This is a genomic window from Pelagerythrobacter marensis (genome assembly GCF_036700095.1).
Taxonomy (GTDB): Bacteria; Pseudomonadota; Alphaproteobacteria; order Sphingomonadales; family Sphingomonadaceae; genus Pelagerythrobacter; species Pelagerythrobacter marensis_A.
Window position 1 is genome coordinate 2,588,193 of the sequence record NZ_CP144918.1, and the last position, 23,154, is coordinate 2,611,346.

A 23,154-nucleotide genomic window follows, 5' to 3' on the forward strand; every position below is an offset into this window, starting at 1 on the left:
CCCATGGCGACTGTCAATGTCACCGACGCCAGCTTTCAGACCGACGTTTTAGAAAGTGACAAACCCGTTCTGGTTGATTTCTGGGCTGACTGGTGCGGCCCGTGCAAGATGATCGCGCCTGCGTTGGAAGAGATCAGCGACGAACTGGGTGACCAGGTGACGATCGCCAAAATGGACATCATGGAAAACACCGGCGTCCCGGGCGAGATGGGCGTGCAATCGATCCCCTTCATGGTCCTTTTCAAGGGTGGGAAGGCCGTGGCGCAAAAAGTGGGGGCTGCTCCCAAAAGCCAGCTCAAAGGCTGGCTGGAGAGCGAACTTCAAGCGATTGGCTGAGCCTAGAGGCCGACCATGCGCGCGGCCAGAGAGTCCCACAGGGCAGGGCTGGCCGCGCCCAGCAGGCCCGGCCGGTTCCAGTCGTCGACGCGATAGACCGACCCGTCGGGTCGCGCGGCCTTGCCGCCCGCTTCGTTCAGCCAAAGTGAGCCCGCGGCATGGTCCCAGGGCAGCGTGCGTTCGAAGATCGAGACATCGTTTACGCCCAGCGCCAGCCGGGGATATTGCTCGGCGGCGCAGAACGGAATGTCGGTCAGGCGATAGTGGGGCGCCACCTGCCGCTTCACCGCTTCGCGCCGGGCCTCGTCCATGAACAGCAGTGAAATGGCCGCCAGCGGAGGTGTTTGCCCGGTGTCGCGGGCCACGATCCGTTCACCGTCGACGAATGCGCCGGCGCCTGCGTGCGCGGCGCAGAACCGGCCGCTGAGGCAGTCGTAGATCCAGCCGTCCCGCGCAACGCCGCCTTCGGCACGCGCCACGAGGATTCCGAACGGCGCCTGGCCGCGCGCGAAATTGCGGGTTCCGTCGAGCGGATCGACGATCCAGCAATCGCCGGAAAGAGCGTCCACGACCGATGCATCGGCATGGGCAGCTTCTTCGCCGACCACGGGCAGGGCAGGCTCGAACGCGGCCAGCGCTTCAGTCAACATAGCCTCGGCAGCGTGGTCGGCGACGGTTACGACGTCGCCCGGGGCCTTGGCTTCGATCTGTCCATCGTCGAGCGCGCGATAGAGTGGCATTATCGCCTCTTCGCCGACGCGCCGCAGCAGCGCCATGATCTCGCGGTCGAGAACGCTCACGAGCGATAGTCCGCGTTGATGGCGATGTATCCGTGGGTGAGGTCGCAGGTCCACACCGTCGCCCGACCGTCGCCGAGCCCCAGATCGACGTCGATCCGCACTTCGCTGCCGCGCAAGTGTTCGGCCACCGGCGTCTCGTCGTAATCGGGGAGGGGCACCCCGTCACGCGCAACCCAATGGCCGCCGAACCCGACGGACAGCGTGTCGCGATCGGCCGGTTCGCCCGCCTTGCCCACCGCCATAACCACGCGGCCCCAGTTTGCGTCTTCTCCCGCGATAGCCGTCTTGACGAGCGGCGAATTGGCGATTGCCAGCCCGACCTTGCGCGCGCTTTCGTCCGAAACGGCGCCGGTGACGGCGACCTCGATGAACTTGCGCGCGCCTTCGCCGTCGCGCACCACGAGATGCGCGAGCTGACGACAGATGTCGTGCAGCGCGGCGGCGAAGGCATCGGCACCGGGGGCGTCGGGCGACGCCAGCGGGGCGTTGCCCGCCCGGCCGGTGGCAAAGGCCAGCACGGTGTCGCTGGTAGAGGTGTCGCTGTCGACTGTGATGCACGAGAACGTGCGTTCGTTGGCGGCCGAGAGCATGTCCTGCAGGAACGCCGGTTCCACCGCGGCGTCAGTGAAGATATAACCCAGCATCGTGGCCATGTCGGGCGCGATCATGCCGCTGCCTTTGATGATCGCGGCCAGAGTGACCGTGGTATCGCCGATCACTGCCCGCGCCAGCGCGCCTTTGGGAAAAGTGTCGGTGGTTCCGATGGTTGCGGCGGCTTCCTCCCACGAACATTCTGGCGCATCGAGCGCGGCGGAAACCCCCGCGCGCGCCTTGTCCAGCGGCAGCGGGACGCCGATCACCCCGGTGGAAGAGACGAAGACCTCACCCCGGTCGCACCCGAGCCGCTTGGCCACTTGGGCCATGATCTGCTCTACGGCTTCCCGCCCGCGATAGCCGGTGAAGGCATTCGAGTTGCCGGCATTGACCACCAGCGCGCGCGCACGCCCGCCTCGAACCTGTTCGCGGCCCAGCTCCACTTCGCTCGAACAGCAGACGTTGCGGGTGAACAGTCCGGCCACCGCGGTGTTTTCCGCCAGTTCGACATAAGTCAGATCGCACCGTCCCCAGTCCTTGTACCCGGCGCGGGCGACGCGCGGCGTAACGCCGGCTATTTTCGGAAGATCGGGGAAGGGCGCGGCAAGGGGGGAGCGATCGAGGTCCATCTGCCGGCTCCTACCCCGACCGGGCACGGGGGTAAATCCGGCATTCGCGGTGGACGATCCGGTGAACAGCGCCTATCTTGCGACGAGATGCTGACCCGCCTTCTCGCCTGCCTTGCGCTGATTACCGGCCTTGCCGCCGCCGGCGCGCCGGCCAATGCGGCGTTCGCGCAGGCTACGAGTGCCGAGATCAGCGGGGGCGCCGTGGCGATGCAGCCGGGCCGCGCATCGCGTTGCGAGGCTGCCGTGCGCAACGGGTGCGTGCCTTCCAGATCCGATTCTGCATCGGGCTGCCGTGGCTGTGCCTCGATCCAGATCTATATTCCGACCGTCCAGTTCGGCCCCGATCGCGCCTTCGAGTAGGCGCCGCTTTCGCATTCTCCGGTTCGATCCGCTGCCCCTCGCGCCAGATGCGCGCGGGCGGCATCCATTCATTTTCAGTCCTGACAGGGCCCCTCGATGTTCCAGACCATAGCCAAATCCATTTTCGGTTCCGCGAACGAGCGTTACGTCAAATCGATCGGCAAGATCGTCAACCAGATCAACGCGCTCGAAGAACAGATCCAGGCCTTCTCCGACGAAGAGCTGCAAGCGCAGACCGCGAAGTTCCGCGCCCAGTTGGAAGAGGGCAAAACGCTGGATGACATTCTCCCCGAAGCTTTTGCCACTGTGCGGGAGGCTTCGGTGCGCGTGCTCGGCATGCGGCATTTCGACGTGCAGATGATCGGCGGCGTGGTCCTTCATCGCGGCGAAATCGCCGAGATGCGGACGGGCGAGGGCAAGACGCTGGTGGCCACGCTGGCGACCTATCTCAATGCGATCGGGGGCAAGGGCGTCCATGTCGTCACCGTGAACGATTACCTCGCCCGGCGCGATGCCGAGTGGATGGGCCAGCTCTATCGCTGGCTGGGCCTCACGGTCGGGGTTATCGTACCCAATCTTAACGAGCAGCAGCGGCGCGAAGCCTATGCCGCCGACATCACTTACGGCACCAACAACGAATTCGGTTTCGACTACCTGCGCGACAATATGAAGCACGAGCGCAGCCAGATGGTGCAGCGCCCGTTCAACTATGCGATCGTGGACGAGGTGGATTCGATCCTGATCGACGAAGCGCGCACGCCGTTGATCATTTCCGGTCCGACCGAGGACAAGAGCGAACTCTACACCACGATCGACGCCATCGTGAAGCAGATCGACGACAGCTTCTACGATGCGGACGAAAAGACCAAGAACATCACCTGGACCGAGGACGGGATCGAGAAGGTCGAAGCCATGCTTTCCGAAGCCGGCCTGCTCGAGACCGAGAATCTCTACGATGTTGAGAACACGCAGGTGGTGCACCACCTCGACCAGGCGTTGAAAGCCAACATCATGTTCAAGCGGGACACCGATTACATCGTGAAGGACGGGAAAGTCGTCATCATCGACGAATTCACCGGCCGCATGATGGACGGGCGCCGCTGGTCGAACGGCCTGCACCAGGCGGTCGAAGCCAAGGAAGGGGTCAAGATCGAGCCCGAGAACCAGACGATGGCCTCGATCACCTTCCAGAACTATTTCCGCATGTATCCCAAGCTTTCCGGCATGACCGGCACGGCTGCCACCGAGGCAGCGGAGTTCTGGGACATTTACAAGATGAACGTGGTCGAGATCCCCACCAACGTGCCGGTGCAGCGGATCGACGAGGACGACGAATTCTACAAGAACACGGTCGACAAGTTCAAAGCCATCGCCAAGGCCATTCGCGAAAAGAGCGAGATCGGCCAGCCGGTCCTGGTCGGCACGGTTTCGATCGAGAAATCGGAAATGCTGTCGAAATTCCTCGACGAGGAGGGGGTCAAGCACGCCGTGCTGAACGCCCGCTTCCACGAGATGGAGGCGCGCATCGTCGCCCAGGCCGGCCGTCTCGGCGCAGTGACCATTGCGACCAACATGGCCGGCCGCGGCACCGATATCCAGCTCGGCGGCAATGTCGATTTTCGGATCGAGGACGAACTGGGCGACATGCCCGAAGGGCCGGAGCGCGACGCCGCGATCGAGAAGATCAAGCAGGAAGTCGCTGCCGAGCGGAACAAGGTGCTCGAAGCCGGCGGCCTGTTCGTGCTCGGCACCGAACGCCACGAATCGCGCCGCATCGACAACCAGCTGCGCGGTCGTTCGGGCCGCCAGGGGGACCCGGGGCTTTCGCGGTTCTACTTGTGCCTGGAAGACGACCTGCTGCGCATTTTCGGGCCGGACACGCTGTTTGCGCGGATGATGAACTCCAACCTGGAAGATGGCGAAGCGATCGGGTCGCGCTGGCTTTCCAAGGCGATCGAAACGGCGCAGAAGAAGGTCGAAGCGCGCAACTACGACATTCGCAAACAGGTCGTCGAATACGACGACGTGATGAACGATCAGCGCAAGGTGATCTACGAGCAGCGCGCCGAGATCATGGATAGCGAGACCGTCGACGACGTGGTGGTCGACATGCGTCATGACACGGTCAATGCGATCGTCAGCGAGGCGTGCCCGCCCGGCTCCTATCCCGAACAGTGGAATGTCGAAGGCCTGAAGGAACGGGTTGCGGACGTCTTCGGGATCGAACCGCCGATCGACGCCTGGATGCAGGAAGACACCCTGGAGCCCGAGTTGATCGAGGAACGCCTGCGCGCCGAGACCGACGCGATCATGGAGCGCAAGATCGGCGAGAACGATCCGTCGATCTGGCGCCAGGTGGAAAAGTCGATCCTGCTCGAACGGCTGGATTATCACTGGAAGGAGCATCTCGCGACGCTCGATGCCTTGCGGCAGGTGGTGTTCCTGCGCGCTTACGCGCAGAAGCAGCCGATCAACGAATACAAGCAGGAAGCTTTCGGCCTGTTCGAATCGATGCTGCACAAGCTGCGCGAGGACGTGACCGGTATCCTGCTCAAGAGCGAGCTGCGCATCGCCCCGCAACAACAGCAGTCGCTGCCCGACCTGCCCGATTTCCTGACCGGACATATCGATCCGTTGACCGGACTGGACAATTCGGCCGACGGCGATGGCTCGGCAACGCGCGGCGCCCTGTTCGGCGCGCTGGCAGGCAGCCCGCGCGCGGCGGCCGGGCCCGGGGGGGCGGTAAGCGAGAACCCCTATGCCGGAATGGACATCAGCCGCAATGCGCCATGCCCGTGCGGTTCGGGCAGCAAGTACAAGCATTGCCACGGCGCCGCCGGGTAAGGCATTGCAGGAGCCGCCCTTGCGGACATGAAAAAGGGCGCGGAGGGACATGCCCGCCGCGCCCTTTTCACGTCCGCTACCGAGTGGCTCCCCGAGTTGGATTCGGTTTGCATCGTTAAACTCCCGTGTTGTAACGTTTTTGCTCTTGAAGTGATGGAAGTGTGCCCCCAGGGATGCCCCCAAATGCGAACTGCTAGGCCTGGTCGAGGTGCTCGAGCTGGCGACGCTTCCAGGCTTCCACTTCACACTCCGGCCATGCGACTCGGCCGCCGCCGATCGGCACCGGCTTGGGAAATTCGCCCTCGGCGATCCGTCGGTAGATTGTGGTGCGGTGAAGTGAGGTTTCGGCAACCACGTCCTTCATCTTGAGGAGGCGGCCGATCGGGCGGTCGAGAGAGGCGGTCTCGGTCATTGCGGTGGTCTCCAGTCAATGCTCGGCCTGGCGACCGAGGCGAGTGACAATGCGGTGGAAAAGTGCCTCAGCTCGGAAGATCGATATCCCCAAGCGCGTCGCGGCGACTTGAAGTGAGCGGCCTTCGGCCAGCTGATCGGCAAGACGATCCATGTCGTGCTCGTCCGTGGTGCTCATGGGGAACCTTTGCGGCGCGGCTGTCCGACCACCGCCTTGATGCGATCGACGCGCGCGTGCCCGGCATCGGTCAGTCGATACTTGCCGTCCACGTTCCGTAGAAATCCGCGACGGACGAGTTCGGCGCGCATGCGGTGAAATGGGGTGTTCTGAGGTGGCAGGTGAGACGCTTCGCAGTGCTTCATTTCGCGAGGCCTCTCCCCGCCGGCCTCCGCCAGATCACGATTGGCCCGAGCTTCCAGACCTTCACCTGGTAGATGCCCCATAGATCGCGGCAGGTGTGCGTTCTCGAGCGGATCAACAGCATTCTCGGACCTCCCCAGGTTGCTCACTGTTTGCGACCCTCCGCGCGCGCCCAATTGAGGCGCTTGGCGACTTCCTCGCAGCCGCCGCGATCGGGATGGGCTTCGGCCATCTTCGCGCGCCAGGCGGCGTCGATCTGTTCGAGAGTGGCGTCGGGCTTTACGCCCAGGACCTGCCACCACTGTTCGGGAGCGGGCAGCTGCTGGAACCCGGCAAACGCCTGCTCAAGACTACCGACGCCCCAACGTTCGATGCCGCGCAGAGCATCGATGTGTTTGGCGATTGCGGCGATGTTGTCGGCAACCCTGTCCCACTTGTCGCAGGCCATTGCCGTGTCGCGACCGTTGAGGCGGAAATAGAGCGCGGCACCGGGATCGTCCGGCAGGCGACGGTTGGAGCGGGGCAAACCGTCGAGGCGCAGTTCGACGTTTGTCGACAGTATGATGTCGCTTGCGCCGAGGCGCTCGAGCTCGTGCTGAAGGCGCAGGCGCGCGTCGGCGATCGACAGGGATTTCTTGCTGGTCCAGCTGCCCGAGTGGTCGGCGCGGCCGAATGTCGCCGATTTGCGACGCTGGGGCGGCGTGCGCGGCCGGCCGAGGGGCCAGGTCAGCGGGAATGCGGTTGCGTTTGTCATCAGTCGCTCCCATTCTCAGTTCGAGCGCGCCCGCGCTGCCGGGCGGCGCGCGCTGCTCTCCAGGCCTCGAAAGCCTGCGCGTGCTCCGGGCACAGATCCTTTCCGGGGGCAGGGGACGTCGCGCAGTTTCCGCAGATCGGTGCATCGCAGGTTCCGCTTCGCGTTTCCGGCGCTTTCCAATCGCAGAGGAGATTGGCCGGCCGCCCGCAGTTACAGCGCCGGCGGCGCCCGGATCCGCAAACGATCGCGATCCCGCCATTCGGAAGGCTGATCAGATCGCACGTCATTCCGGCGCCGCCTTGAACGGAGCGAAGTGGCAACAGCCGAGATCGCCACGGGTCGCGCAGAAAGGGCACGGCTCACGGTTTTCGCGCGGCGGGCGACGGTCGTTTGCGGTTTGCGGCTGCGACATGGCCGCGACCGTTTTGCGGTGGGGAAGGTTGGCCATCGCCGTCCCGGAGAGGCGCTTTGCGTCCCGGTAGCGTTCGGCAAAAGCCCGGGCGTCGGCGACGAGGTTCATTCGGCCGGCTCCAGCGCTTCGGAGGGCCGGCTGGTGGCGGATGCCCTCTTACCGCGCTTTGCGCGCGCGCCGTCCTCGGCTCCGCGAGGACTACCCTCGCCGAAGGAAAGGAGTGGATGGACCCAGCGTTTGGCGGCAGCGGACTGCGAGCCGCCGCATTCGCCCTGCAGCGCGGCCGAGACGGCGCCGGATACGGCCTTGTCCTTTTGCTTGTGCCAGGACTTGAATGCGTCCGGATCGACGAAAGGTTGCGCCATGGCGAGGCGCTGGAGCTTGCCGAACAGGCCGACGAATGCCGGGGTCGGCTGCCACAGGATGCGCAGCGCCTCTGCATCGCCGTCGGCCCGCTGTGCGAGTTCGTCGTGCACGGCGATGCGCCATCCCGGCGTATTCGCGCTGCGTTCCAGCGCGAGGCCGGCGAGGACGGCCTCGGCCAGGTGGCGCTCGCCTTCCGGAAGTTCGAGCCAGGCGACGAAAGAGCTCACCGGGTCGGGGTCGACCATCCATTCGGCCGAACTCACGTCGCCGAGCGCTTCATGCCAGAGGTGGTGGGCGACCGTATCGTCGACCCATGATTTGACCTTGTCGCGCGGCTCTGCGTCTCGCGCGTACGCCCATTCTTCCCCGGCGAGGCCTCGGGCCCCGACCGCGCTCTTGCGGCCGCCGCCGAAAGAATCGGCAAGGGCGATGCGGAGTTGGGCCCAGGTGAGATAGTCGCGTGCGAGGGTGCCGCCGAGCGCAGCGTCGCGTATGAGAAGTGCGCGCAGGATCTCGCGGCGGAGCGAGCGAACGACCTGCAGTCCGTCGGCCGTCAGACCATGTTCGTCCCGCACGATCTCGCGCGCGCGCTGGCCGTAAGTGCTGTCCGGGTTGTCGATCGCCTCGCCGCAGATCGGGGCAATGTCGGCGTCACGCGCCGGCGATTGGCCGGGTTTGGCGACGGCGCGCTGCGCAGCCTTGCGCGCCTTGCGGCTCGCCCACCAGAAGCGCGGTTCCCACTCGCCTTCGTCGTCGATCTCGATCGTGGCGACAATATCGGCGCCCTGCGCTTCCTTCGGCAGCAGCAGCCGATCCTTTCGGCGTGTAGCCGAAATCTCGAGCTGGACGTCCGGATAGCCGGCAATCGTGGGCGGTGAAGCCTGAAAGCGAAGATCGCGGTCCTGCACGTCCTCGCGAACCTGATTGCGCAGGACTTCGAACTTTTCTTCGGCCAGGCGGCGGAGCAGCGTCTCGTCGGTTACGCGGCCGCGCCAGGGCGCGTCATCCGGGCCGTCGGCAAAGAGGTCCAGCTCGAACCGGCCGCCGGCAGATCGATAGATCGCTTCGCCGACGAACAGGAGAAGGCGACCGAGTTCCCGATCGCCCACCTTGAGGAACGCGCGAATCTTGACCGGAGATGCTTCCCACGTCGATAGCGACCGGAAATGTAGCCAGGCGGCGCGCTGCAAATCGGTGTCCTCGGTTGCAGCATAGGCCTGGGCCTGATCGTAGGAGATTTCGCCGGCCGAATAGGCGTCGAATATCTCCGGCTGCAGCTGGCCGAGACGCAGTTGTCGGCGCACCCAGTCGGGCGACTGGCCGATCCGGGTCGCGATCGCTTCGACCGTTTCGCCGAGTTCGACCGCCCGGGCGATCGCCTTGTGCACCTCGTAACCGCGAAGATCGCGTCGCAGCAGGTTTTCGCCAAGCGAGTCGAGAACGATCTGGCCCTCGGGTTCGTCGCGCAGTTCGGCCTTGATCGGAAAATCGGCCGGCAGACGACCGTCGGCGATCGCCAGGCCGATGGCGCGCCAGCGGCGACCGCCGGCCCAGACACCGAATTTGGCCTTTCCGGCCCATTTTGCCTTCGGCGGCGCGGTATGGAGCAGCAGCTGCTGCAGCTGCCCCTCTTCGACGATCGACGCGGCGAGCACCTCGACCGCAGCGCAATCCTCCTCGTTGTAGCGGACGTTGAGCGGCGAGATCGCCAGTTCGGCATGGGTGTAGGTTCGTTGTTCGGTCATGGCCGTTGGTCTCCGTTCGGCGGGGAAAGGCCGCGCGCGGCCCGTTCGCGGCGGTGCAGATCGAGAAGGCGCTGATCGCGCTCGTCGAGGGGGAGGATGGGTTGCGATGGCGACGTAGGGGGAGGGCGGTGGCGCCTGGAGAAGAAGGGGAACCGCATCAGCTCATCCCCAGTGCGGCTTTATAGGTCTCGAGGGTCGCTTCCATTTCCGCGCGATCGTCCGGCTTCATCTTTCGAAGCCGAACGATCTGGCGCATCATTTTGCTGTCGTAGCCGACGGCCTTTCCCTCGGCGTAGACATCGCGAATGTCGTCGGCGATGCCCTTCTTTTCCTCCTCGAGGCGTTCGATGCGCTCTATCAGCAGGCGCAGGCGATCGTCGGTGGCTTCAGCCATGAGCCTTCTCCAGCTGCCCCTCGAAGAAGGTGACACCTTCGCGCTGAGCAGCTGCCTTTAGCCCCTCCCGCATGCGCTCGGCGTCGTGGAGCGCAAGCGATGCGGCAAGGCCGAACGCCGTCATCGAAATCATGGGGTTGCTCGCCCGATCGAGCACTTCGAGCATGCTCGTTCGCGCGGAGGCAGCAGCATGGCAGGCGATATCGACAATCTCGTCGACGGCGCTCGCGGGAATGTTGCCCTCACAGGAGAGCAAATGGGCGCGCAGGTCCGCGCGCGGAAAGTCGGGGAACTCGAGAGTGGCGAATTTCTTCATCGGTAGGTCTCCCACAGAGTGGCGAGGGCAAGGCCCAGTGCGATCAGGCTCAGCAGCGCGGCAGCCAAGGCGATACGGCGGCGCGCATCCCCTGCGAACGGGTCGACACCGCCGGACATCACGCCGCCACCTTCTCGGGCTTGTCGGTCAGAGCGTTGCGGAGCTTTCGGGCGAAGGCCTCGTCGCAGGCTTCCTGCGTCGGACGGACTTTCCGGAAGCCGATGCAGGCATAGAACAGGCGAGCCGGCCGGCCCTCGAAGGCCAGGCCGCTGATGAGAAGGCCGGGGTCGTCGATTGCCTCACCTTCATCCAGGCCGGACACGCGCAGGAGAGTTCCGCGCGCAATTCCTCGTGCAAATGGGCGATCCGGGAAGGGTTGGATACAGCGGGCCAGGTCGCCGACCTGCCAGTCCTCGTTCCAACTCCGCTCGTCGCGCAGCTGGGGCGGGACCGGATTTTTCCTGAACAGGCCGAACATCATGCAGTCTCCATCGTCGATTCAGCGATGAGCCGCAGCGGCCGGTGGCGGTTCACGTGTTCCGCCCCACCGGTATTCGCGCAGACGGTGCAGAGATCGTCGCTGTGCCAGGCGCAGGGACCGTCGGTGCCCATGCAGGCGTCGAAATAGCTGCAGGCGCAATTGCGGCAGATCTGCGGTTCGGGGAGGGCGGCGCCCGGGCCGGCCAGGTGGAAATCGACCAGCTGCTCGTAGACGTTGGGATCGAAGGGAAAGACATTGCGCAGGATCTGCGCTTCGCAGAGCGTGAAGTGATCCCTGTCCGCCTCGGCCGCGGCGAGGCGCTGTTGCAATTGGCCGATCCGGCCGCGGACGGTTCGATGCGCGAGGATCTCCAGCGCGGCGAGGGCGCCAGATGCCTGGGCGACGCTGACACCGGCCATCGTGCGCCGTTTGCGGATGTAGGTTCCGGGTGACATCGCGGGCGATTGCGGTGCGGCGTTGACCATTATCGGCTCCCGAGCAGGACGTGAGAAATCGCTCCGGACCGCGCGGATTGCGCGCCGGTGCTGAAAGGCGGGAAAAGGAGGGGCGGGCCGGCAAAGGGTTCGGACAGGCCACCCGCCCCCAAGGATGCGGCCGCCGGCAGGAACGATCCCGCCCGGCCGCGCGGAGTATCAGGGAGGGGCGCGGGCAAGCTCCGCATTCGAAGACGCGGCTTCGAGTGCGGCAATGGCGCGGGTCAGGACGTCGCGCGCTTCGCTCGCCTCGGCCAGGGCATCGCGGTGTTCGGCAGGGCCGGCGCACGGCTTGCAAGCGCGGACGAGTGCACTGTGCGCCTCTCCGCCTTCCCTGATGACTTCGGCCGTGTGCGCGAGCAGTTCGATGCGATCGGCAAACTTGCGCACTTCCGCGAGTTCGAGGCGCGCGGCATAAGTCTCGAATATCGGGGCGCCGGCGCCGCCGTGTTCCTGGAAAGCGAGATCGAGCGTGATCGCGTGCTTCACCGGGATTTCCTCCCGACGATCGGGGTCGCCCCAGGCGCGGACGTGAGAGGATGAGAGTTCGACCAGTTCGGCCATGGCGGAATAGCCGCCGGAGATCTGCGCGGCGATGCGGACGAGCGCCTCGTCGATCGAAAGGGGGGCGCGCCGCTTGGTCACCGAACCTCGCCATTCGGTGATCCGCTGCCGCCCGTATGCGCGGGTGCGGCAGAGCCAGGACAGTAGCGGCGCGCCCCCGCGCCCGCGGCCTGAGAGGACACCGCGGGGATGGGTTGTGCAGTAAAGCGGGCGGACGATCGTGGCGGCGCGTCGAGCACGGGCACGATAGGCTCGAATGGCAAGGAGCCCGTCATGCGCGAACACCTTCGAGAGCCGAACTGGACCCGCCCGCCGGCGAGGAGGGGACACCGGCGGGCGGCTGCGCGGGCGAATCCTCGCGCGGATAGAGGTCGGGGCGGAGATCGTGGCGGGAGATGCCGGTGGCGGCTTCGACGTCTCGAACGTTCTCTGCCCAAATTTCGCGTTTGGCGGCCAATCGCTTTGATACGGCGCCTTGTGTCTTGCCGCACAGCTTGCCCATGGCGGTCTGTCCACCGTCGATTCTTTCGACGGCGAGCGCGAAGGCTTCTGCAGGGGAAATCGGGGTGGGAAGCGCGTTCATGAGATTTGGATATTCCCAAAGTATTAGCGAGTCAATCCCACTCTCCATTCCACCGGGAATATTTTTCCCGGTATGGGCTGTCACGTGAGTGTAACTGCGGTCAGACTGACCGAGGCCATGCGTCTCAGGTCGACCGACCAGTCAGAGCTCGCGCGAGAAATCGGCGTTACGCAGGGCGCGATCAGCAAGATCGTCTTGGGCAAGACGGCGAACTCTCGCTTGCTGCCACGGATTGCGTCACATCTTGGTGTCTCGCTTCCATGGTTGCTTGGCGAGAGCGAGCACATGGAGGGGGACAGCGAGGCACCGCTTTCGAGCGCCGAGCGTGACTGGGTGGAAGCTATGCGCGCTCTGGATCCGGATGATCGGAAGGCGGTATTGAGACTTACGCGCTCGTTGGCCCGACGCGTCCGCCAGAGCACCCTTCATGACAATCGCGACGCATACAGGGGGGAACAAGACATTGGATTCGGAGGGCCGACCAAAGGGGCCTAATTGGTTCAAGATCGGTTGCCTGGGCTTCGCCGGCTTCATCGCTGCGGCAATAGCGTTGAACGTAATCCACAACATCGTTGATCCAGAGGGGTACGCCGAGCAGCAACGGGTCGCGAAGGCGAAGCGTGCTTCTCAAGATGAGTGGAAGGCTGCAGTAGCTGGCTCGTCCGAAGATACTGCAACATCCGATGAGATCGCAGACCGCCAAAAGGGTCTGCATTGCCTCTCGGACTGGGACGGCTCCAACCGGAGCACTGTCCGCCAGGTGAAGGACAGGATGCGAAACCCCAGCAGCTTCGAACACGTCGAAACCGAGATCTATGGCAATGACAACGGAGAGCATGGTCTTTGGATGACGTTCCGCGCCGAGAACGGGTTTGGCGGGATGAACGTCGAGCGGATTTATGCTCGCGTCGACCATGAAACCTGCGAGGCCAGGCTGCTCCCGGGCGGACCAGGTAGCGGATAATCCGGGGGTATCGGCGGGGGTATCATTGCTGTCCCTAATCCTGGAGATACGCGCGCGCGCGCGTATCTGCACCGCGATCGCGGCGGAGGGAGTATCCGCCGCGGTCAAACTGCTGCTATTGGGCGACCCAAATGCCGATCATCACACTGGAGGTTTAAAATGACTTGGGAAGCATATCTTCGCAAACAGCGGAAGCTGAAGCTTGAACAGATCGACGCTATGACCACCTCGAACTTGGAAGTTAGGATCGTCAGAAACGGAGAGACGAGGGATATCACGCACGAATCGCTGGAACGTGAGAAGCAGGATGTGGCTGAAATCGAGGAGATACTTGCGAGCGAAGGTGTCCAGTTCGACTAAGCCGAGTCCTAAGATCGGCATTGCAATTCGAGGCTTAGGCATCTGACCTAGCCCCGATTTCGTAACCTTTCGCCCAAAGGCGCTCCAAAACGGCACGCGCCAAGTGGCGGCTTTCCTCATTGGACTTCATTTGCTGGTCCCACTGTGAGCCATCACCCGTATCGGGAAAGTCCAGGTTCGCCGTTTGAATGGCACTGGCGATCAGCTCAAAGACTTCGTTGTCCACCTTCTCGTCAGCCATCCTGCCTCCATGCTTCGCGCTAAGCATAACATGGGAACGGCTCGACCGAACGTCAAATTTCAAACGGAGACACTACGCCCTTTGATCTTTAGGAGGCTCCGCAGCGTTGAGACTGGAATTCCAGCAGATTCCCGCTATGTTCCCGTGAATGGGGGGCGACGGGGCGCAAGTGGGCCGATCGCCGAACATCGATGCGAGTGAGCCGCCGCGGCTCGCACCCGAGATGGCGAGTTTCCGCCTGCTCGTGCTCGCTTTCGTGCGCGAGTACATCGAGACCTATAGTGTCAGCCCGAGCCAGGGCGAGATTGTCAACGCACTCGACACCACGCGCACCCGGGTGCGGGATGCGCTGCGCAGCCTGGCGAAGGATGGCCTCCTGCTGCGTTCGCCAGGCCCGCGGGGGCTGAAACTGCCATCCACACGCGACGAGGCTCTGCGACAGCTGCGCGAGCTCGGCTGGACGATCGATCCGGAGGGCGCGCGTGTTCATGGTCCCCCGTCCGAAACGGGCGGCCGGAATTCCCCCCTGCAGGATCCGATCGTGCTCGACTATCCCGAATCCGGGGCGTTGGACGGAGACAGCGATGGCAACGAGGTCGATCAGCCCTGAGGGCAAGCGCCTGGCGGTAGCGCGCCAGCAGCGGCGCGAAGCGATCCACACGAACTGGAAGAGGCTGCACCCGGCGCTCGCCCGAGACGAAAAGCGATTGCGGCAGGAAAATCGGGCTAAGCAGCGCGAGTTCGGACACAAGCAGAACGGAACGGTCGAGACGCACCAGAAGGCCGCTCGAGTGCAACAGGGCTCACTCATGAGAATGTATGAGGCGGGACAGCTCACAATCGAGCAGCTGGCCAGCAGTCAATCGATCCGGTCGGTGGCAGAGCGGATCGGCGCCGACGTCGGAATCGGCACGGTCAGCCTCGAGACACGCGTTGACCAGGGCCGACCGCATGATGGCGGGTTCTTCGAACGACTGGGCGCGGTGCGTGCTGAGGTCGCTTACGGCCGATGGCGCGCCTCCATCGCGCGCAAGCGCGGCGGCGCGGCACCGGTGCTGGCGATGATCGTCGACGACATGAGCTGTAGCGAGGCCGCGCGGCTGTTCCGGATGCGCAAAGAGACAGCCCGAACGCGGCTGCGCGACGCGCTGAATCTATGGCCGGATTATATCGGGAAAGCCTGCGACGAGATCGACGAAGCGACGATGCTGGCGGCGCAGGCGGGCATCCTCTGACGAAGAAAAATCCGCTCAGCCCAAATTCCACCCTGCCGAAATGTGACCGAATCGGCCTATTTCGACCCCGCGACAATTGCGTCCATCGGCCTCCTGGCCCTCTGCGCAATACCCGAGAAGCCCGTGCCCCCATCCTGCCCCGGGGAGCGCGGGCTTTTTCATATCCGAAGGAGAAGCGCCCCATGCGAATGGCTGCAGCTCCCCGATCGCAAACAATTCGGCCGACACTCGAGCAGCTGCTCGACGAGCAGGTCGATGCGCTGGACAGCGTCATGGCCGAGGTACGTCTCGGTATCCGAAACCAGCGCCACTACGACGATTTGGAAGAGCGGGCAGGCGCGATTGGCGCCGAGATCCGCGGCGCGTTCCGTGAGGGACGGCGCGCGTGATCGACCTCGGCAAGCTCGAGCAAACGCTGGCGGACGCTGAAGGCGGTCGACCGGTCACCGTAACGCCCGCCTGGTTACGCCAGGTCCTCGAGGAGCTTCGCGCCGGCCGAGATGCCGCGGCGCGCTCCGGGCAGGTATTCGGCCTGCCTGAGGGCACAATCCTGTGACAGGTCCGAGCTTCGACCCCGCGATCGGCCGCAAGGTGTTGGCCGACCGCAGGTTGATCGAGCAGCTGCTCGCGCTTGCCGGCGGTGCCGGCCGCATGGCCTGGCACAGTCAGCGCAAATGGCAGAGCGGCACGTTCCGTGGCGCGCGTCACCAGATGTGCGTCGAGTTCGAGGGCCTAGCCGAGATCGAAGGCGGTGAACGGCTGATCGCCGGCCTGTCCATTCGCCATTTCGCGGTGCCTGGTGTGACGGTGGTCGAGGCGCAGGTGACCGAAAGCAAGCACGTCGCCCAACCGCCGCACCTCACGGTGACGGCCGAACTGCTCACGCTCGAGGAGGATTGATGGACACCATTCGCCAACCCCGCACGGTCGAGCAGGCCACAGCCCTGTGCGAGAAGCTCGCCGTCCTCGAGGGCCAGATCGCCGACATCGAGTCCGACCGTCAGGATTCGATCGCCGCGATCAATGCGCGCGCCGACACGGCCGCCAACGATCTGATCGCGCAGCGCGATGTGATCGCCGAAAAGCTCGAGCCCTGGTGGAAGAAGGCAGGCAAGGCGCTCCTCGACGGCAAGCGTAAGTCGATCGAGCTCGGCGGGTGTGTCATTGGCACGACAGCAACGCGCAAGTCGCTGGCGATCGCCGGGGATGAAAGCGCAGTGGTCGAGCTCATGCGCGGTCTGCGCTGGGCCAAGCCCTTCCTGCGCGAGAAATGGTCGATCGACCGTGCTGCAACGCTGAAGGCGCTAGACGGCAAGCACAAGCCCAAGCTCGTGGAGCTCGGCTTCGACGAGGCAGGCGGCGAAGACAGGTTCTTCGTAAAGCGTGCCGAGCAGGCCGGAACGAGGAGCGGCCAATGAAGCTGTCGATGCTGCCCATCGTGCGACGCACAGCGGAGGCGCTCGGTCGGATCGACGCCGACATCGGCATCGTAGAGAGCGATCTGTTCGATATCACCTTCGCCGGCCGATACCAGGACGACGCCCTGAAGGCCGCTGCCAAGGCTGCAATTCTCGCCGAGCTCCGCGGCCGCAAGGCCTCGCTCGAGCGGGACCTCCAGAACTACGGCGTCGAGGTCTGCGACGGCTGATGCCGATGCGACCGCCAGTCTTCCGCCCGCCGGGCTGGCGTGAGCGAAAGCCGTGGCAACTGCAGGATGGCCGCAAGGATCGCCGCAAGCGCGGGCGTGCCGGCATGCGTGATCGCGCGCAGGTTCTGGCCGAGGAGCCGTTCTGCAGGCTCTGTCTGGCCGCAGGGCTCCATGTGCGTGCCACGGTGGTCGACCACATCATCCCGCTCGCCTGGGGCGGCAGCGACGAGCGTTGGAACAAGCAGGCTCTCTGCACCGCTTGCCACGATGCCAAGTCGGCCGCTGAGCGAAAGAACGGCCCGCCGGCCGACATCGCGCGGCGATTGGCGAAGCTTAAGGCGGATTGGTTGGCGTCGACGAGCTGAGGCCTCGCGAGTTCGGCCCCCGGGGGGAGGGTCGATTTCGCGAGGCCTCTCGCCCGGACACCGACGCTTTAATCAGATTCTCGCGCGGGCGATTTCAAAGGTGAAAAAGTTCGAGCCTCGGAGCAAGGGGCGAGGGGAGGGCTGGCGCGATGCCTCGAGGGGGCGCTCGGCCGAACAGCGGCCGAAAGCGGAAGGAACCTTCGCTGAAGGCGCTAACCGGAAACAACCGACCCGATCGGGAGAACGCAGTAGGCGAGCCGGCGCCGATCGCGCCGATGATATGTCCTCTGCATCTGAGCGACCTCGCTCAATTGCATTTCAAGTCGATCGCCGGGATCCTCGAGGAGCAGCAGCGCGCGAGCCCGCACTATGCGGAGCATGTCGCATTGCTCGCGCAGCGGCTTGAGCAGATCCAGCGATACCAGTCTGTCATCGAGATCGAGGGCGATACGTTCACCAGCGAATCGGCCAAGAAAGTGGGAGATCGGATCGTCGTCACGAAGATGGTCCGTGCGCGGCCCGAAGTGGCGATGCTGAACGAGGCGATGCGCCATGCGCAGTCATTGCTTGCCGAGCTGATGCTCAACCCGGCCGCAGCGCTGCGCCTGGCCAGCGGCCGCAAGCCCGAGGCCGGCGCGTTCGACGACTTTTTCAGTTGAGAGGTGACATGGCACGATCGCGTTTGGCGGCCCGGCTGAAAAAGCGCTGGTGGTTTGGGATTGCGTATCGCATCGGCGTGGTGCTGTTCGCACTCCGACTGATCCGCCGGCCCGACCGCTACATTGACTGGATGGTGCGCCGCGGCACGAAGACGGTGATCGAGGCAATGCCCGAAGACTGATGTGCAGGAGCGCGACTATGCGGCGATGGCGCGGCAGTACGCCGGCGACGTCGTCAAAGGGAAGATTCCTGCCTGCAAGTCGATCCGGCTGCAGTGCGCGAGGTTCCTCGACGAGCTGAAGCTCCAGCGGAAGAAAGAGTTTCCCTTCCGCTTCGACGCCGGGAAGGCGGCGCGCGCCTGCAAGTTCATCGAGCGGCTGCCACACTCGAAGGGCCGGTGGGCTCGAGCGAAGGAGACGCTGCGCCTCGAAGGCTGGCAGGTATGGATTCTTGCCTGCACGTTCGGGTGGCTGCGGAAGAAGGACGGCCTTCGCCGCTTCCGTGTCCTGTTCGTGGTCGTACCGCGGAAGAACGGCAAGTCCGCGATCGCCGCGGGCATCGGCCTCTACATGTTCTGTGCCGATGGTGAGTTCGGCGCCGAGGTCTATTCCGGCGCGACCAACGAGAAGCAGGCGTGGGAAGTGTTCGGGCCTGCGCGCCTCATGGCGAAGCGCACGCCGGCGCTGACGAAAGCGGCCGGCATCGAGGTCAACGCGAAGAACCTGGTTCGCTTTGCAGACAACTCCAAATTCGAAACGATCATCGGGGACCCGGGGGACGGTCAAAGCCCGAGCTGCTCGATCCACGACGAGTACCACGAACACGCGGACGACGGGCAGGTCAACACGATGCAGACCGGCATGGGCGCACGCGAGCAGCCCCTGCAGGTCCTGATCACGACCGCCGGCGATAACCTCGCGGGCCCATGCTACGCCGCGATCCAGGAGGAGCGCGCCAAACTCGCTGGCATCGGCCACAACGGCGGGCCTCCGCTCGACGACGAAACATTCTTCGTCGAGTACACGATCGACGAAGACGACGACTGGAAAAGCGAGGCCGCGCTCCGGAAGGCGAATCCGAATTACGATGTCTCGGTCAAGGCGGACTTCCTGCTCGCGCGCCAGCGCGACGCGATCGCCACGCCGCGCAAGGCCGGCGCGTTCAAGACGAAGCATCTGAACCTGTGGGTCGCGGCAAAGGCCGCCTACTTCGACATCGAAGCGTGGCGAAGATGCCGCGACCCGAACCTGCCGATGCGGGCCGTCGAGGCGTTCGAGCTGGAGATGCTGCTCGGCCGGCGATGCATTGCCAGTTTCGACCTTGCTGCCAAGGTCGACATTGCCGCGCTGGAGCTGCTGTTTCCGCCGATCGGCGCGAAGGCGACGATCGACGATCCGTACATCCGATTCGGATTCTACTTCGTGCCGGAAGAGACGGTGCTGAAGGTAGAGGCGTATCAGAACTGGGATGCGCAGGGCCTGCTCAACGTCACCGACGGGGAAGTGATCGACTACGACGAGATTTTCGAGGTGCTGCGCCAAGCACGTAGCGCATTCCAGCTCGACCAAGTCGCCTACGACCCGCACCAGGCCAGATACCTGGTCAGGAAGATGCAGGACGAGGGCATCCCGGTCGTGGAGGTCCGCCCGAACGTCCTCAACTTCAGCGAGCCGATGAAGGAACTCGACGCGCTCACCCGCGCCAGGACGATCGCTCACGGCGGTTGCCCAGTCATGGAGTGGCAGATGAACAACGTCGTCGCCCAGGCCGACGCGAAAGACAACGTCTATCCGCGCAAGCCGCGCGCAGAGGACAAGATCGATAATCCGGTGGCGCTGATCGCCGGTCTCGCTGTCGCGATGGCGGAGGAGGAAGAGCACGTGCCGACTTCGCCGTGGGATGATCCCGAGTATTCGATGACCGGGGCCGAAGACTAATGAGTTTCTGGCGGCGCCTGGTCGGCCGGGAGAGCGAGAAGCGATCGCTTGAGGACCCGAGCTACAAGCTCAGCGAGAATCCCGAGGCGCTGATGCAGCTACTCGGCGTCCTCGATCGCAACAACGCACTGCCCGTTGTGTCGATCGAGGCGGCGCTGCAGGTGCCGGCGGTCTGGTCGATCGTCAATTTCCTCCCGCGTACGCTTGCTGCGCTGCCGTTGCACACGTTCGAATCCGGGGAGAACGGCGAACGCGTTGACGATCGGTCGGCACAGCTCCTCTCGTTTGCGCCCAACGAAGAAGAGACCAGCTTTGGTTGGCGGTGCTATCACTGGCATCAGGTCTTCACCGGCGGACGCGGATGCAACTGGATCGAGCGTGTCGGCGGAAGGCCGGTCGCGATCTGGCCGATGGATCCTGCGCTGACGCAGGTTGTGCGCCGTGACGGACGCAAGATCTACCGCTTCGACGGTCGCGAATACCCGGCGCGCGATGTCATCGACACGCCGTTCATGCTGAAGCGCGATCGCCTGGGCAGCTATAGCCCTATCGTGAAGTGCAACAAGGCAATCAGCCTCGCGGTCGCAATGGGCGATTTCGCAGGATCGTTTTTCAATGGCGGCGGTGTCCCGCCGCTCGCGCTCGAAGGGCCACTGCCAAGTGGCGCCGACGCCTTCAAGCGGGCGCAGGCGGACATCCAGCGCGCGATCGACACGGCGAAGAAGGCGGGTCTGCCATTCTTCGGCATGCCACCCGGTCACAAGCTGAATCCTATCGGGTTCGAGCCGGGCAAGAGCCAGATGGTGGAAGCGCGGCTGTTTCAAGTGCAGGAACTCGCGCGCGTCTGGCAGATGCCGCCGGTATTCGTGGGTGACCTGTCGAAGGGCACCTTCAGCAATACCGAGCAGCAGGATTTGCAGCTCGTGAAGCACCTGATCGGTCAATGGGCAAAGGCGTTCGAGGACGAACTTACGCTCAAGCTCTACGGCTGGCGCAATCCGCGGCGCCGAGTGAAGCACAACCTGGACGGGCTGCAGCGTGGCGCCTTCAAAGATCGCATCGAGGCGCTCGCCCGCGCGATCCTGACCGGCCAGATGATGCCGGACGAAGCCCGCGCGCTGGAAAACCGGCCGCCGGATCCGAACGGCGAGGGCGGTCGTCTCTACGTTCAGCAGGCGACCGTGCCGCTCGGAACGATGCCTGGCCCAGGCCACAACGGCGGCTCGCCGCTCGACGAGGAAGAAGAGGAGGAAGGTGCGGATGGCAACGCCGACACCGAAGACTGACGGGCGCGAGACGCGCACGTTCACCAAAGGCCTGGAGCTGCGCTTCGCCAGCGGCGACGGGGGGAGCAAGACGACGAAAGGCTATGCCTGTCTGTTCGACAATGTGACCTCGATCGGCGGATACTGGCAGGAACGGTTCGCAAAAGGCGCCTTCACCAATTCTCTCGGCGATCGCGACGTTGTGGCGCTCCATAGTCACGACGACGGGCGGCCGATGGGGCGGATGAGCCGCGATACGCTGCGCATCAAGGAGGATGACAAAGGTCTCGCCTTCGAGAACGACCTGCCCGACACGCAAGACGGGCGCGACCTAGCCACGTCGATCGACCGCGGAGACATCGAGGGCATGAGCTTCCGCTTTCGCGCGCTCAAGGAAGAGTGGGACGAAACGCAGGATCCGCCGATGCGGACGATCATCGAAGCCGAGCTTTACGAGATCACCTATACGGCATTCCCTGCCTATCCCGACACTGAAGTCGGGATGCGAAGCCTCGAACATGCGCGCCAGGAGCGCCGGCAGCACAATCAGGCCGGCGCGATCGGCCGCATTGCGGCGCGGCGCATGAAGCTCGCGCAGCGCGATCGCAGGATCTGAGATCCCGGGATACCCGGAGGTGGCGAAAGCGGCCCGCTTCTCGCCCTAGTTGCCCGCCGCCGGCGGGCTTTTTCATGTCCAGGAGAGACAGATGATTCTCACCCAGTATTACGAGGAGCGGGGCCAGCTGGTGGCCGAAGCCCGCTCGATCCTCGACGGCATCGAGAACGAGACCGACGAGACCAAGATCAAGGACGCCGAAGATCGGCACGATGCCGTGATGGGCAAGCTCGATGCGCTCGACAAGAAGATCGAGCGCGAGGAACGGACCGCCAAGCGCGAGCAGGAAGAGGAAGAGCGGCGTAGCCGCCAGCGTCCGAGCGGGCGCGACGGATCCGCAACCGGCGTCGACGGCGGCGAGGACGAAGAGCGCAGCGACGAAGAGCTGCAGGCCGAATATCGCGATGCATTCTACGCGGCGCTTCGGGCCGGTGGCGAACTCAGCGCCCTCGAACCCGAACAGCGCGCCCTGCTTCGCAAGGGCTACGTCGAGAGCCGCGCCCAGACGGCGGGCGATGCCGCAGCAGGCGGCTACACCGTCCCGACCGAGCTGGCGAACAAGATCGTCGAGACGATGAAGGACTGGGGCCCGATGTACGACCCCGGCGTGACTGACGAAATGGTGACCAGTGGCGGCAATCCGTTCGATATCCCGACGAACGACGATACGGGGAATTCGGCGGATGCGCTGGCCGAAGCGGCCGATCTGACCGACGATGGCAGCGGTGACCTGGTATTCGGCGAGAAGAATCTCGCTGCGTATGTCTATGCGACGCCGTGGTTGAAGATCAGCTTCGAGCTTCTGCAGGATTCCGCGTTCAATATCGAAAGCTTTGTCGGCGGAAAGCTCGGGCAGCGGCTCGGGCGCCTTGCAAACGCGCAGCTGACGGTCGGCCTCGGCGTCTCGGCGCCGAACGGCGTCGTTACCGCGTCGAGCCTGGGCAAGACTACCGCCTCCGCGGCCGCGATCGCGGCGGACGAGCTGATCGAACTGCAGCATTCGGTCAATGCCGCCTACCGCCGCTCGCCGAAGTGCGGTTGGATGTTCGCCGATACGACTCTCGCGTCCATCCGGAAGCTGAAGGATGGCCAGGGCAACTACCTCTGGCAGATGGGCGATGTTCGCGTCGGCGCTCCGGATCTGATCCTGGGCAAAAAATACCACGTGAACGACGACGTGCCGGCGATCGCCGCAAGCGCCAAGCCGGTCATCTTCGGCGACCTTGGAGCGTACATGGTGCGCAAAGTTGGCCGCCCGCTGATTGGCACCGTGCGCGAGCGCTTCTGGCCGAAGGTCGGCATGGCCGGCCTGATCCGCTTCGACGGCGAACTGACCGACGTGGCGGCGGTGAAGCACCTCGCGATGGCGGCCGCGTAACCAGCACAACACCGAAACCGGGCGGAGCAACCGCTCCGCCC

General features: G+C 64.5%; 35 protein-coding genes. 20 read left to right on the top strand and 15 right to left on the bottom strand.

The features are described from left to right. The first annotated feature begins 3 nt into the window (after nucleotides 1–3). On the top strand, nucleotides 4–336 hold the full coding sequence (trxA, locus tag V5F89_RS12265; protein ID WP_338445915.1) for a thioredoxin: 333 nt from the start codon (nucleotides 4–6) through the stop codon (nucleotides 334–336). 2 nt (nucleotides 337–338) lie between these two features. Here trxA and V5F89_RS12270 read toward each other — a convergent pair whose 3' ends face one another. Both V5F89_RS12270 and argJ read right to left on the bottom strand, forming a co-directional pair. Continuing rightward, the gene (locus V5F89_RS12270; protein ID WP_338447577.1) at nucleotides 339–1,112 is read right to left on the bottom strand and encodes an inositol monophosphatase family protein; all 774 of its coding nucleotides are present in this window, start codon (nucleotides 1,110–1,112) and stop codon (nucleotides 339–341) included. Nucleotides 1,113–1,132: 20 nt separating this feature from the next. Then, a complete protein-coding gene (gene argJ, locus V5F89_RS12275) occupies nucleotides 1,133–2,359 on the bottom strand; it encodes a bifunctional glutamate N-acetyltransferase/amino-acid acetyltransferase ArgJ (protein WP_338445916.1) in 1,227 nt (408 codons plus the stop codon). Between the two features lie 87 nt (nucleotides 2,360–2,446). On the opposite strand from argJ, the gene V5F89_RS12280 reads away from it, so the two are divergent. Then, nucleotides 2,447–2,719 carry a hypothetical protein gene (locus V5F89_RS12280; RefSeq protein WP_338445917.1) on the top strand — a complete coding sequence of 91 codons (273 nt, stop codon included), beginning with the start codon at nucleotides 2,447–2,449 and terminating at the stop codon, nucleotides 2,717–2,719. Nucleotides 2,720–2,815: 96 nt separating this feature from the next. Continuing rightward, a complete protein-coding gene (gene secA, locus V5F89_RS12285; protein WP_338445918.1) occupies nucleotides 2,816–5,563 on the top strand; it encodes a preprotein translocase subunit SecA in 2,748 nt (915 codons plus the stop codon). Nucleotides 5,564–5,756: 193 nt separating this feature from the next. Here secA and V5F89_RS12290 read toward each other — a convergent pair whose 3' ends face one another. From V5F89_RS12290 to V5F89_RS12345, 12 genes are all read right to left on the bottom strand, one after another. Further along, nucleotides 5,757–5,975, bottom strand: a complete 219-nt coding sequence (locus V5F89_RS12290) for an AlpA family transcriptional regulator (RefSeq protein WP_338445919.1) — start codon at nucleotides 5,973–5,975, stop codon at nucleotides 5,757–5,759. 15 nt (nucleotides 5,976–5,990) lie between these two features. After that, entirely contained in the window at nucleotides 5,991–6,152 is a 162-nt protein-coding gene (locus tag V5F89_RS12295) for a hypothetical protein (protein ID WP_338445920.1), read from the bottom strand. A gap of 328 nt (nucleotides 6,153–6,480) precedes the next feature. Further along, nucleotides 6,481–7,089, bottom strand: a complete 609-nt coding sequence (locus V5F89_RS12300; protein WP_338445921.1) for a J domain-containing protein — start codon at nucleotides 7,087–7,089, stop codon at nucleotides 6,481–6,483. A gap of 283 nt (nucleotides 7,090–7,372) precedes the next feature. Further along, nucleotides 7,373–7,609 carry a hypothetical protein gene (locus tag V5F89_RS12305; RefSeq protein ID WP_338445922.1) on the bottom strand — a complete coding sequence of 79 codons (237 nt, stop codon included), beginning with the start codon at nucleotides 7,607–7,609 and terminating at the stop codon, nucleotides 7,373–7,375. Further along, complete coding sequence (locus V5F89_RS12310) at nucleotides 7,606–9,612, bottom strand: ParB/RepB/Spo0J family partition protein (RefSeq protein WP_338445923.1); 2,007 nt, start codon at nucleotides 9,610–9,612, stop codon at nucleotides 7,606–7,608. The genes V5F89_RS12305 and V5F89_RS12310 overlap by 4 nt, the downstream gene beginning before the upstream one ends. Nucleotides 9,613–9,769: 157 nt before the next feature. Then, nucleotides 9,770–10,006, bottom strand: coding sequence for a DUF2312 domain-containing protein (locus V5F89_RS12315; protein ID WP_338445924.1), 237 nt, complete (start codon nucleotides 10,004–10,006; stop codon nucleotides 9,770–9,772). Beyond that, nucleotides 9,999–10,322, bottom strand: a complete 324-nt coding sequence (locus tag V5F89_RS12320; RefSeq protein ID WP_338445925.1) for a hypothetical protein — start codon at nucleotides 10,320–10,322, stop codon at nucleotides 9,999–10,001. Before V5F89_RS12320 ends, V5F89_RS12315 begins: the two co-directional genes overlap by 8 nt. Then, nucleotides 10,319–10,441 carry a hypothetical protein gene (locus V5F89_RS12325; RefSeq protein ID WP_338445926.1) on the bottom strand — a complete coding sequence of 41 codons (123 nt, stop codon included), beginning with the start codon at nucleotides 10,439–10,441 and terminating at the stop codon, nucleotides 10,319–10,321. Before V5F89_RS12325 ends, V5F89_RS12320 begins: the two co-directional genes overlap by 4 nt. After that, nucleotides 10,441–10,803: a hypothetical protein gene (locus tag V5F89_RS12330; protein ID WP_338445927.1), complete on the bottom strand. Its 363-nt coding sequence runs from the start codon at nucleotides 10,801–10,803 to the stop codon at nucleotides 10,441–10,443. The genes V5F89_RS12325 and V5F89_RS12330 overlap by 1 nt, the downstream gene beginning before the upstream one ends. After that, complete coding sequence (locus V5F89_RS12335) at nucleotides 10,800–11,288, bottom strand: hypothetical protein (RefSeq protein WP_338445928.1); 489 nt, start codon at nucleotides 11,286–11,288, stop codon at nucleotides 10,800–10,802. The genes V5F89_RS12330 and V5F89_RS12335 overlap by 4 nt, the downstream gene beginning before the upstream one ends. Nucleotides 11,289–11,456: 168 nt before the next feature. Further along, entirely contained in the window at nucleotides 11,457–11,942 is a 486-nt protein-coding gene (locus V5F89_RS12340) for a hypothetical protein (RefSeq protein WP_338445929.1), read from the bottom strand. 190 nt (nucleotides 11,943–12,132) lie between these two features. Then, complete coding sequence (locus V5F89_RS12345) at nucleotides 12,133–12,444, bottom strand: transcriptional regulator (protein ID WP_338445930.1); 312 nt, start codon at nucleotides 12,442–12,444, stop codon at nucleotides 12,133–12,135. Between the two features lie 117 nt (nucleotides 12,445–12,561). Here V5F89_RS12345 and V5F89_RS13915 point away from each other — a divergent pair, with 117 nt between their 5' ends. From V5F89_RS13915 to V5F89_RS12355, 3 genes are all read left to right on the top strand, one after another. Continuing rightward, on the top strand, nucleotides 12,562–12,939 hold the full coding sequence (locus tag V5F89_RS13915) for a helix-turn-helix domain-containing protein (RefSeq protein WP_425334388.1): 378 nt from the start codon (nucleotides 12,562–12,564) through the stop codon (nucleotides 12,937–12,939). Further along, nucleotides 12,872–13,408 (top strand): hypothetical protein, encoded by a 537-nt coding sequence (locus V5F89_RS12350; protein ID WP_338445931.1) that lies wholly within the window; start codon nucleotides 12,872–12,874, stop codon nucleotides 13,406–13,408. Before V5F89_RS13915 ends, V5F89_RS12350 begins: the two co-directional genes overlap by 68 nt. A gap of 159 nt (nucleotides 13,409–13,567) precedes the next feature. After that, the gene (locus V5F89_RS12355) at nucleotides 13,568–13,768 is read left to right on the top strand and encodes a hypothetical protein (protein WP_338445932.1); all 201 of its coding nucleotides are present in this window, start codon (nucleotides 13,568–13,570) and stop codon (nucleotides 13,766–13,768) included. Between the two features lie 34 nt (nucleotides 13,769–13,802). On the opposite strand, the gene V5F89_RS12360 is transcribed toward V5F89_RS12355, so the two are convergent. Next, nucleotides 13,803–14,009 carry a hypothetical protein gene (locus V5F89_RS12360; RefSeq protein ID WP_338445933.1) on the bottom strand — a complete coding sequence of 69 codons (207 nt, stop codon included), beginning with the start codon at nucleotides 14,007–14,009 and terminating at the stop codon, nucleotides 13,803–13,805. A gap of 223 nt (nucleotides 14,010–14,232) precedes the next feature. Between V5F89_RS12360 and V5F89_RS12365 the strand changes: the two genes are divergently transcribed. The 14 genes from V5F89_RS12365 to V5F89_RS12430 all read left to right on the top strand — a co-directional run bounded on the left by V5F89_RS12365 (nucleotide 14,233) and on the right by V5F89_RS12430 (nucleotide 23,113). After that, the gene (locus V5F89_RS12365) at nucleotides 14,233–14,619 is read left to right on the top strand and encodes a hypothetical protein (protein WP_338445934.1); all 387 of its coding nucleotides are present in this window, start codon (nucleotides 14,233–14,235) and stop codon (nucleotides 14,617–14,619) included. Between the two features lie 97 nt (nucleotides 14,620–14,716). Next, nucleotides 14,717–15,244: a hypothetical protein gene (locus V5F89_RS12370; RefSeq protein WP_338445935.1), complete on the top strand. Its 528-nt coding sequence runs from the start codon at nucleotides 14,717–14,719 to the stop codon at nucleotides 15,242–15,244. Between the two features lie 182 nt (nucleotides 15,245–15,426). Further along, the gene (locus V5F89_RS12375) at nucleotides 15,427–15,633 is read left to right on the top strand and encodes a hypothetical protein (protein WP_338445936.1); all 207 of its coding nucleotides are present in this window, start codon (nucleotides 15,427–15,429) and stop codon (nucleotides 15,631–15,633) included. Then, nucleotides 15,630–15,800 carry a hypothetical protein gene (locus V5F89_RS12380; protein WP_338445937.1) on the top strand — a complete coding sequence of 57 codons (171 nt, stop codon included), beginning with the start codon at nucleotides 15,630–15,632 and terminating at the stop codon, nucleotides 15,798–15,800. The genes V5F89_RS12375 and V5F89_RS12380 overlap by 4 nt, the downstream gene beginning before the upstream one ends. Continuing rightward, on the top strand, nucleotides 15,797–16,144 hold the full coding sequence (locus tag V5F89_RS12385; protein ID WP_338445938.1) for a hypothetical protein: 348 nt from the start codon (nucleotides 15,797–15,799) through the stop codon (nucleotides 16,142–16,144). Before V5F89_RS12380 ends, V5F89_RS12385 begins: the two co-directional genes overlap by 4 nt. Next, nucleotides 16,144–16,662, top strand: coding sequence for a host-nuclease inhibitor Gam family protein (locus tag V5F89_RS12390; protein WP_338445939.1), 519 nt, complete (start codon nucleotides 16,144–16,146; stop codon nucleotides 16,660–16,662). Before V5F89_RS12385 ends, V5F89_RS12390 begins: the two co-directional genes overlap by 1 nt. Next, nucleotides 16,659–16,892: a hypothetical protein gene (locus V5F89_RS12395; protein ID WP_338445940.1), complete on the top strand. Its 234-nt coding sequence runs from the start codon at nucleotides 16,659–16,661 to the stop codon at nucleotides 16,890–16,892. The genes V5F89_RS12390 and V5F89_RS12395 overlap by 4 nt, the downstream gene beginning before the upstream one ends. Nucleotides 16,893–16,897: 5 nt before the next feature. Further along, nucleotides 16,898–17,257: an HNH endonuclease signature motif containing protein gene (locus tag V5F89_RS12400; protein WP_338445941.1), complete on the top strand. Its 360-nt coding sequence runs from the start codon at nucleotides 16,898–16,900 to the stop codon at nucleotides 17,255–17,257. Between the two features lie 275 nt (nucleotides 17,258–17,532). Beyond that, nucleotides 17,533–17,916, top strand: a complete 384-nt coding sequence (locus tag V5F89_RS12405) for a P27 family phage terminase small subunit (protein ID WP_338445942.1) — start codon at nucleotides 17,533–17,535, stop codon at nucleotides 17,914–17,916. An 8-nt stretch (nucleotides 17,917–17,924) separates the two neighbouring features. Further along, the gene (locus tag V5F89_RS12410; protein ID WP_338445943.1) at nucleotides 17,925–18,098 is read left to right on the top strand and encodes a hypothetical protein; all 174 of its coding nucleotides are present in this window, start codon (nucleotides 17,925–17,927) and stop codon (nucleotides 18,096–18,098) included. Nucleotide 18,099: 1 nt separating this feature from the next. Further along, on the top strand, nucleotides 18,100–19,854 hold the full coding sequence (locus V5F89_RS12415) for a terminase large subunit (RefSeq protein WP_338445944.1): 1,755 nt from the start codon (nucleotides 18,100–18,102) through the stop codon (nucleotides 19,852–19,854). Nucleotides 19,855–19,946: 92 nt separating this feature from the next. After that, nucleotides 19,947–21,140, top strand: coding sequence for a phage portal protein (locus V5F89_RS12420; protein WP_338445945.1), 1,194 nt, complete (start codon nucleotides 19,947–19,949; stop codon nucleotides 21,138–21,140). Then, nucleotides 21,115–21,735: an HK97 family phage prohead protease gene (locus tag V5F89_RS12425; RefSeq protein WP_338445946.1), complete on the top strand. Its 621-nt coding sequence runs from the start codon at nucleotides 21,115–21,117 to the stop codon at nucleotides 21,733–21,735. Before V5F89_RS12420 ends, V5F89_RS12425 begins: the two co-directional genes overlap by 26 nt. Nucleotides 21,736–21,826: 91 nt before the next feature. Then, nucleotides 21,827–23,113 carry a phage major capsid protein gene (locus V5F89_RS12430; RefSeq protein WP_338445947.1) on the top strand — a complete coding sequence of 429 codons (1,287 nt, stop codon included), beginning with the start codon at nucleotides 21,827–21,829 and terminating at the stop codon, nucleotides 23,111–23,113. The last annotated feature ends 41 nt before the right edge of the window (nucleotides 23,114–23,154 follow it).

What these genes read in the sequence shown, in the direction of transcription:
- V5F89_RS12365 (WP_338445934.1), top strand. Translation starts at nt 14,233, where the DNA reads ATGGCGAGTTTCCGCCTGCTCGTGCTCGCTTTCGTGCGCGAGTACATC.
- V5F89_RS12355 (WP_338445932.1), top strand. Translation starts at nt 13,568, where the DNA reads ATGACTTGGGAAGCATATCTTCGCAAACAGCGGAAGCTGAAGCTTGAA.
- V5F89_RS12305 (WP_338445922.1), bottom strand. Translation starts at nt 7,609, where the DNA reads ATGAACCTCGTCGCCGACGCCCGGGCTTTTGCCGAACGCTACCGGGAC.
- V5F89_RS12395 (WP_338445940.1), top strand. Translation starts at nt 16,659, where the DNA reads ATGAAGCTGTCGATGCTGCCCATCGTGCGACGCACAGCGGAGGCGCTC.
- argJ (WP_338445916.1), bottom strand. Translation starts at nt 2,359, where the DNA reads ATGGACCTCGATCGCTCCCCCCTTGCCGCGCCCTTCCCCGATCTTCCG.
- V5F89_RS12300 (WP_338445921.1), bottom strand. Translation starts at nt 7,089, where the DNA reads ATGACAAACGCAACCGCATTCCCGCTGACCTGGCCCCTCGGCCGGCCG.
- trxA (WP_338445915.1), top strand. Translation starts at nt 4, where the DNA reads ATGGCGACTGTCAATGTCACCGACGCCAGCTTTCAGACCGACGTTTTA.
- V5F89_RS12390 (WP_338445939.1), top strand. Translation starts at nt 16,144, where the DNA reads ATGGACACCATTCGCCAACCCCGCACGGTCGAGCAGGCCACAGCCCTG.
- V5F89_RS12270 (WP_338447577.1), bottom strand. Translation starts at nt 1,112, where the DNA reads ATGGCGCTGCTGCGGCGCGTCGGCGAAGAGGCGATAATGCCACTCTAT.
- V5F89_RS12330 (WP_338445927.1), bottom strand. Translation starts at nt 10,803, where the DNA reads ATGATGTTCGGCCTGTTCAGGAAAAATCCGGTCCCGCCCCAGCTGCGC.
- V5F89_RS12410 (WP_338445943.1), top strand. Translation starts at nt 17,925, where the DNA reads ATGGCACGATCGCGTTTGGCGGCCCGGCTGAAAAAGCGCTGGTGGTTT.
- V5F89_RS13915 (WP_425334388.1), top strand. Translation starts at nt 12,562, where the DNA reads ATGCGTCTCAGGTCGACCGACCAGTCAGAGCTCGCGCGAGAAATCGGC.
- V5F89_RS12315 (WP_338445924.1), bottom strand. Translation starts at nt 10,006, where the DNA reads ATGGCTGAAGCCACCGACGATCGCCTGCGCCTGCTGATAGAGCGCATC.
- V5F89_RS12430 (WP_338445947.1), top strand. Translation starts at nt 21,827, where the DNA reads ATGATTCTCACCCAGTATTACGAGGAGCGGGGCCAGCTGGTGGCCGAA.
- V5F89_RS12290 (WP_338445919.1), bottom strand. Translation starts at nt 5,975, where the DNA reads ATGACCGAGACCGCCTCTCTCGACCGCCCGATCGGCCGCCTCCTCAAG.
- V5F89_RS12295 (WP_338445920.1), bottom strand. Translation starts at nt 6,152, where the DNA reads ATGAGCACCACGGACGAGCACGACATGGATCGTCTTGCCGATCAGCTG.
- V5F89_RS12400 (WP_338445941.1), top strand. Translation starts at nt 16,898, where the DNA reads ATGCGACCGCCAGTCTTCCGCCCGCCGGGCTGGCGTGAGCGAAAGCCG.
- V5F89_RS12335 (WP_338445928.1), bottom strand. Translation starts at nt 11,288, where the DNA reads ATGGTCAACGCCGCACCGCAATCGCCCGCGATGTCACCCGGAACCTAC.
- V5F89_RS12320 (WP_338445925.1), bottom strand. Translation starts at nt 10,322, where the DNA reads ATGAAGAAATTCGCCACTCTCGAGTTCCCCGACTTTCCGCGCGCGGAC.
- V5F89_RS12375 (WP_338445936.1), top strand. Translation starts at nt 15,427, where the DNA reads ATGCGAATGGCTGCAGCTCCCCGATCGCAAACAATTCGGCCGACACTC.
- V5F89_RS12420 (WP_338445945.1), top strand. Translation starts at nt 19,947, where the DNA reads ATGCAGCTACTCGGCGTCCTCGATCGCAACAACGCACTGCCCGTTGTG.
- V5F89_RS12310 (WP_338445923.1), bottom strand. Translation starts at nt 9,612, where the DNA reads ATGACCGAACAACGAACCTACACCCATGCCGAACTGGCGATCTCGCCG.
- V5F89_RS12350 (WP_338445931.1), top strand. Translation starts at nt 12,872, where the DNA reads ATGACAATCGCGACGCATACAGGGGGGAACAAGACATTGGATTCGGAG.
- V5F89_RS12425 (WP_338445946.1), top strand. Translation starts at nt 21,115, where the DNA reads ATGGCAACGCCGACACCGAAGACTGACGGGCGCGAGACGCGCACGTTC.
- V5F89_RS12405 (WP_338445942.1), top strand. Translation starts at nt 17,533, where the DNA reads ATGATATGTCCTCTGCATCTGAGCGACCTCGCTCAATTGCATTTCAAG.
- V5F89_RS12325 (WP_338445926.1), bottom strand. Translation starts at nt 10,441, where the DNA reads ATGTCCGGCGGTGTCGACCCGTTCGCAGGGGATGCGCGCCGCCGTATC.
- V5F89_RS12360 (WP_338445933.1), bottom strand. Translation starts at nt 14,009, where the DNA reads ATGGCTGACGAGAAGGTGGACAACGAAGTCTTTGAGCTGATCGCCAGT.
- V5F89_RS12345 (WP_338445930.1), bottom strand. Translation starts at nt 12,444, where the DNA reads ATGAACGCGCTTCCCACCCCGATTTCCCCTGCAGAAGCCTTCGCGCTC.
- secA (WP_338445918.1), top strand. Translation starts at nt 2,816, where the DNA reads ATGTTCCAGACCATAGCCAAATCCATTTTCGGTTCCGCGAACGAGCGT.
- V5F89_RS12280 (WP_338445917.1), top strand. Translation starts at nt 2,447, where the DNA reads ATGCTGACCCGCCTTCTCGCCTGCCTTGCGCTGATTACCGGCCTTGCC.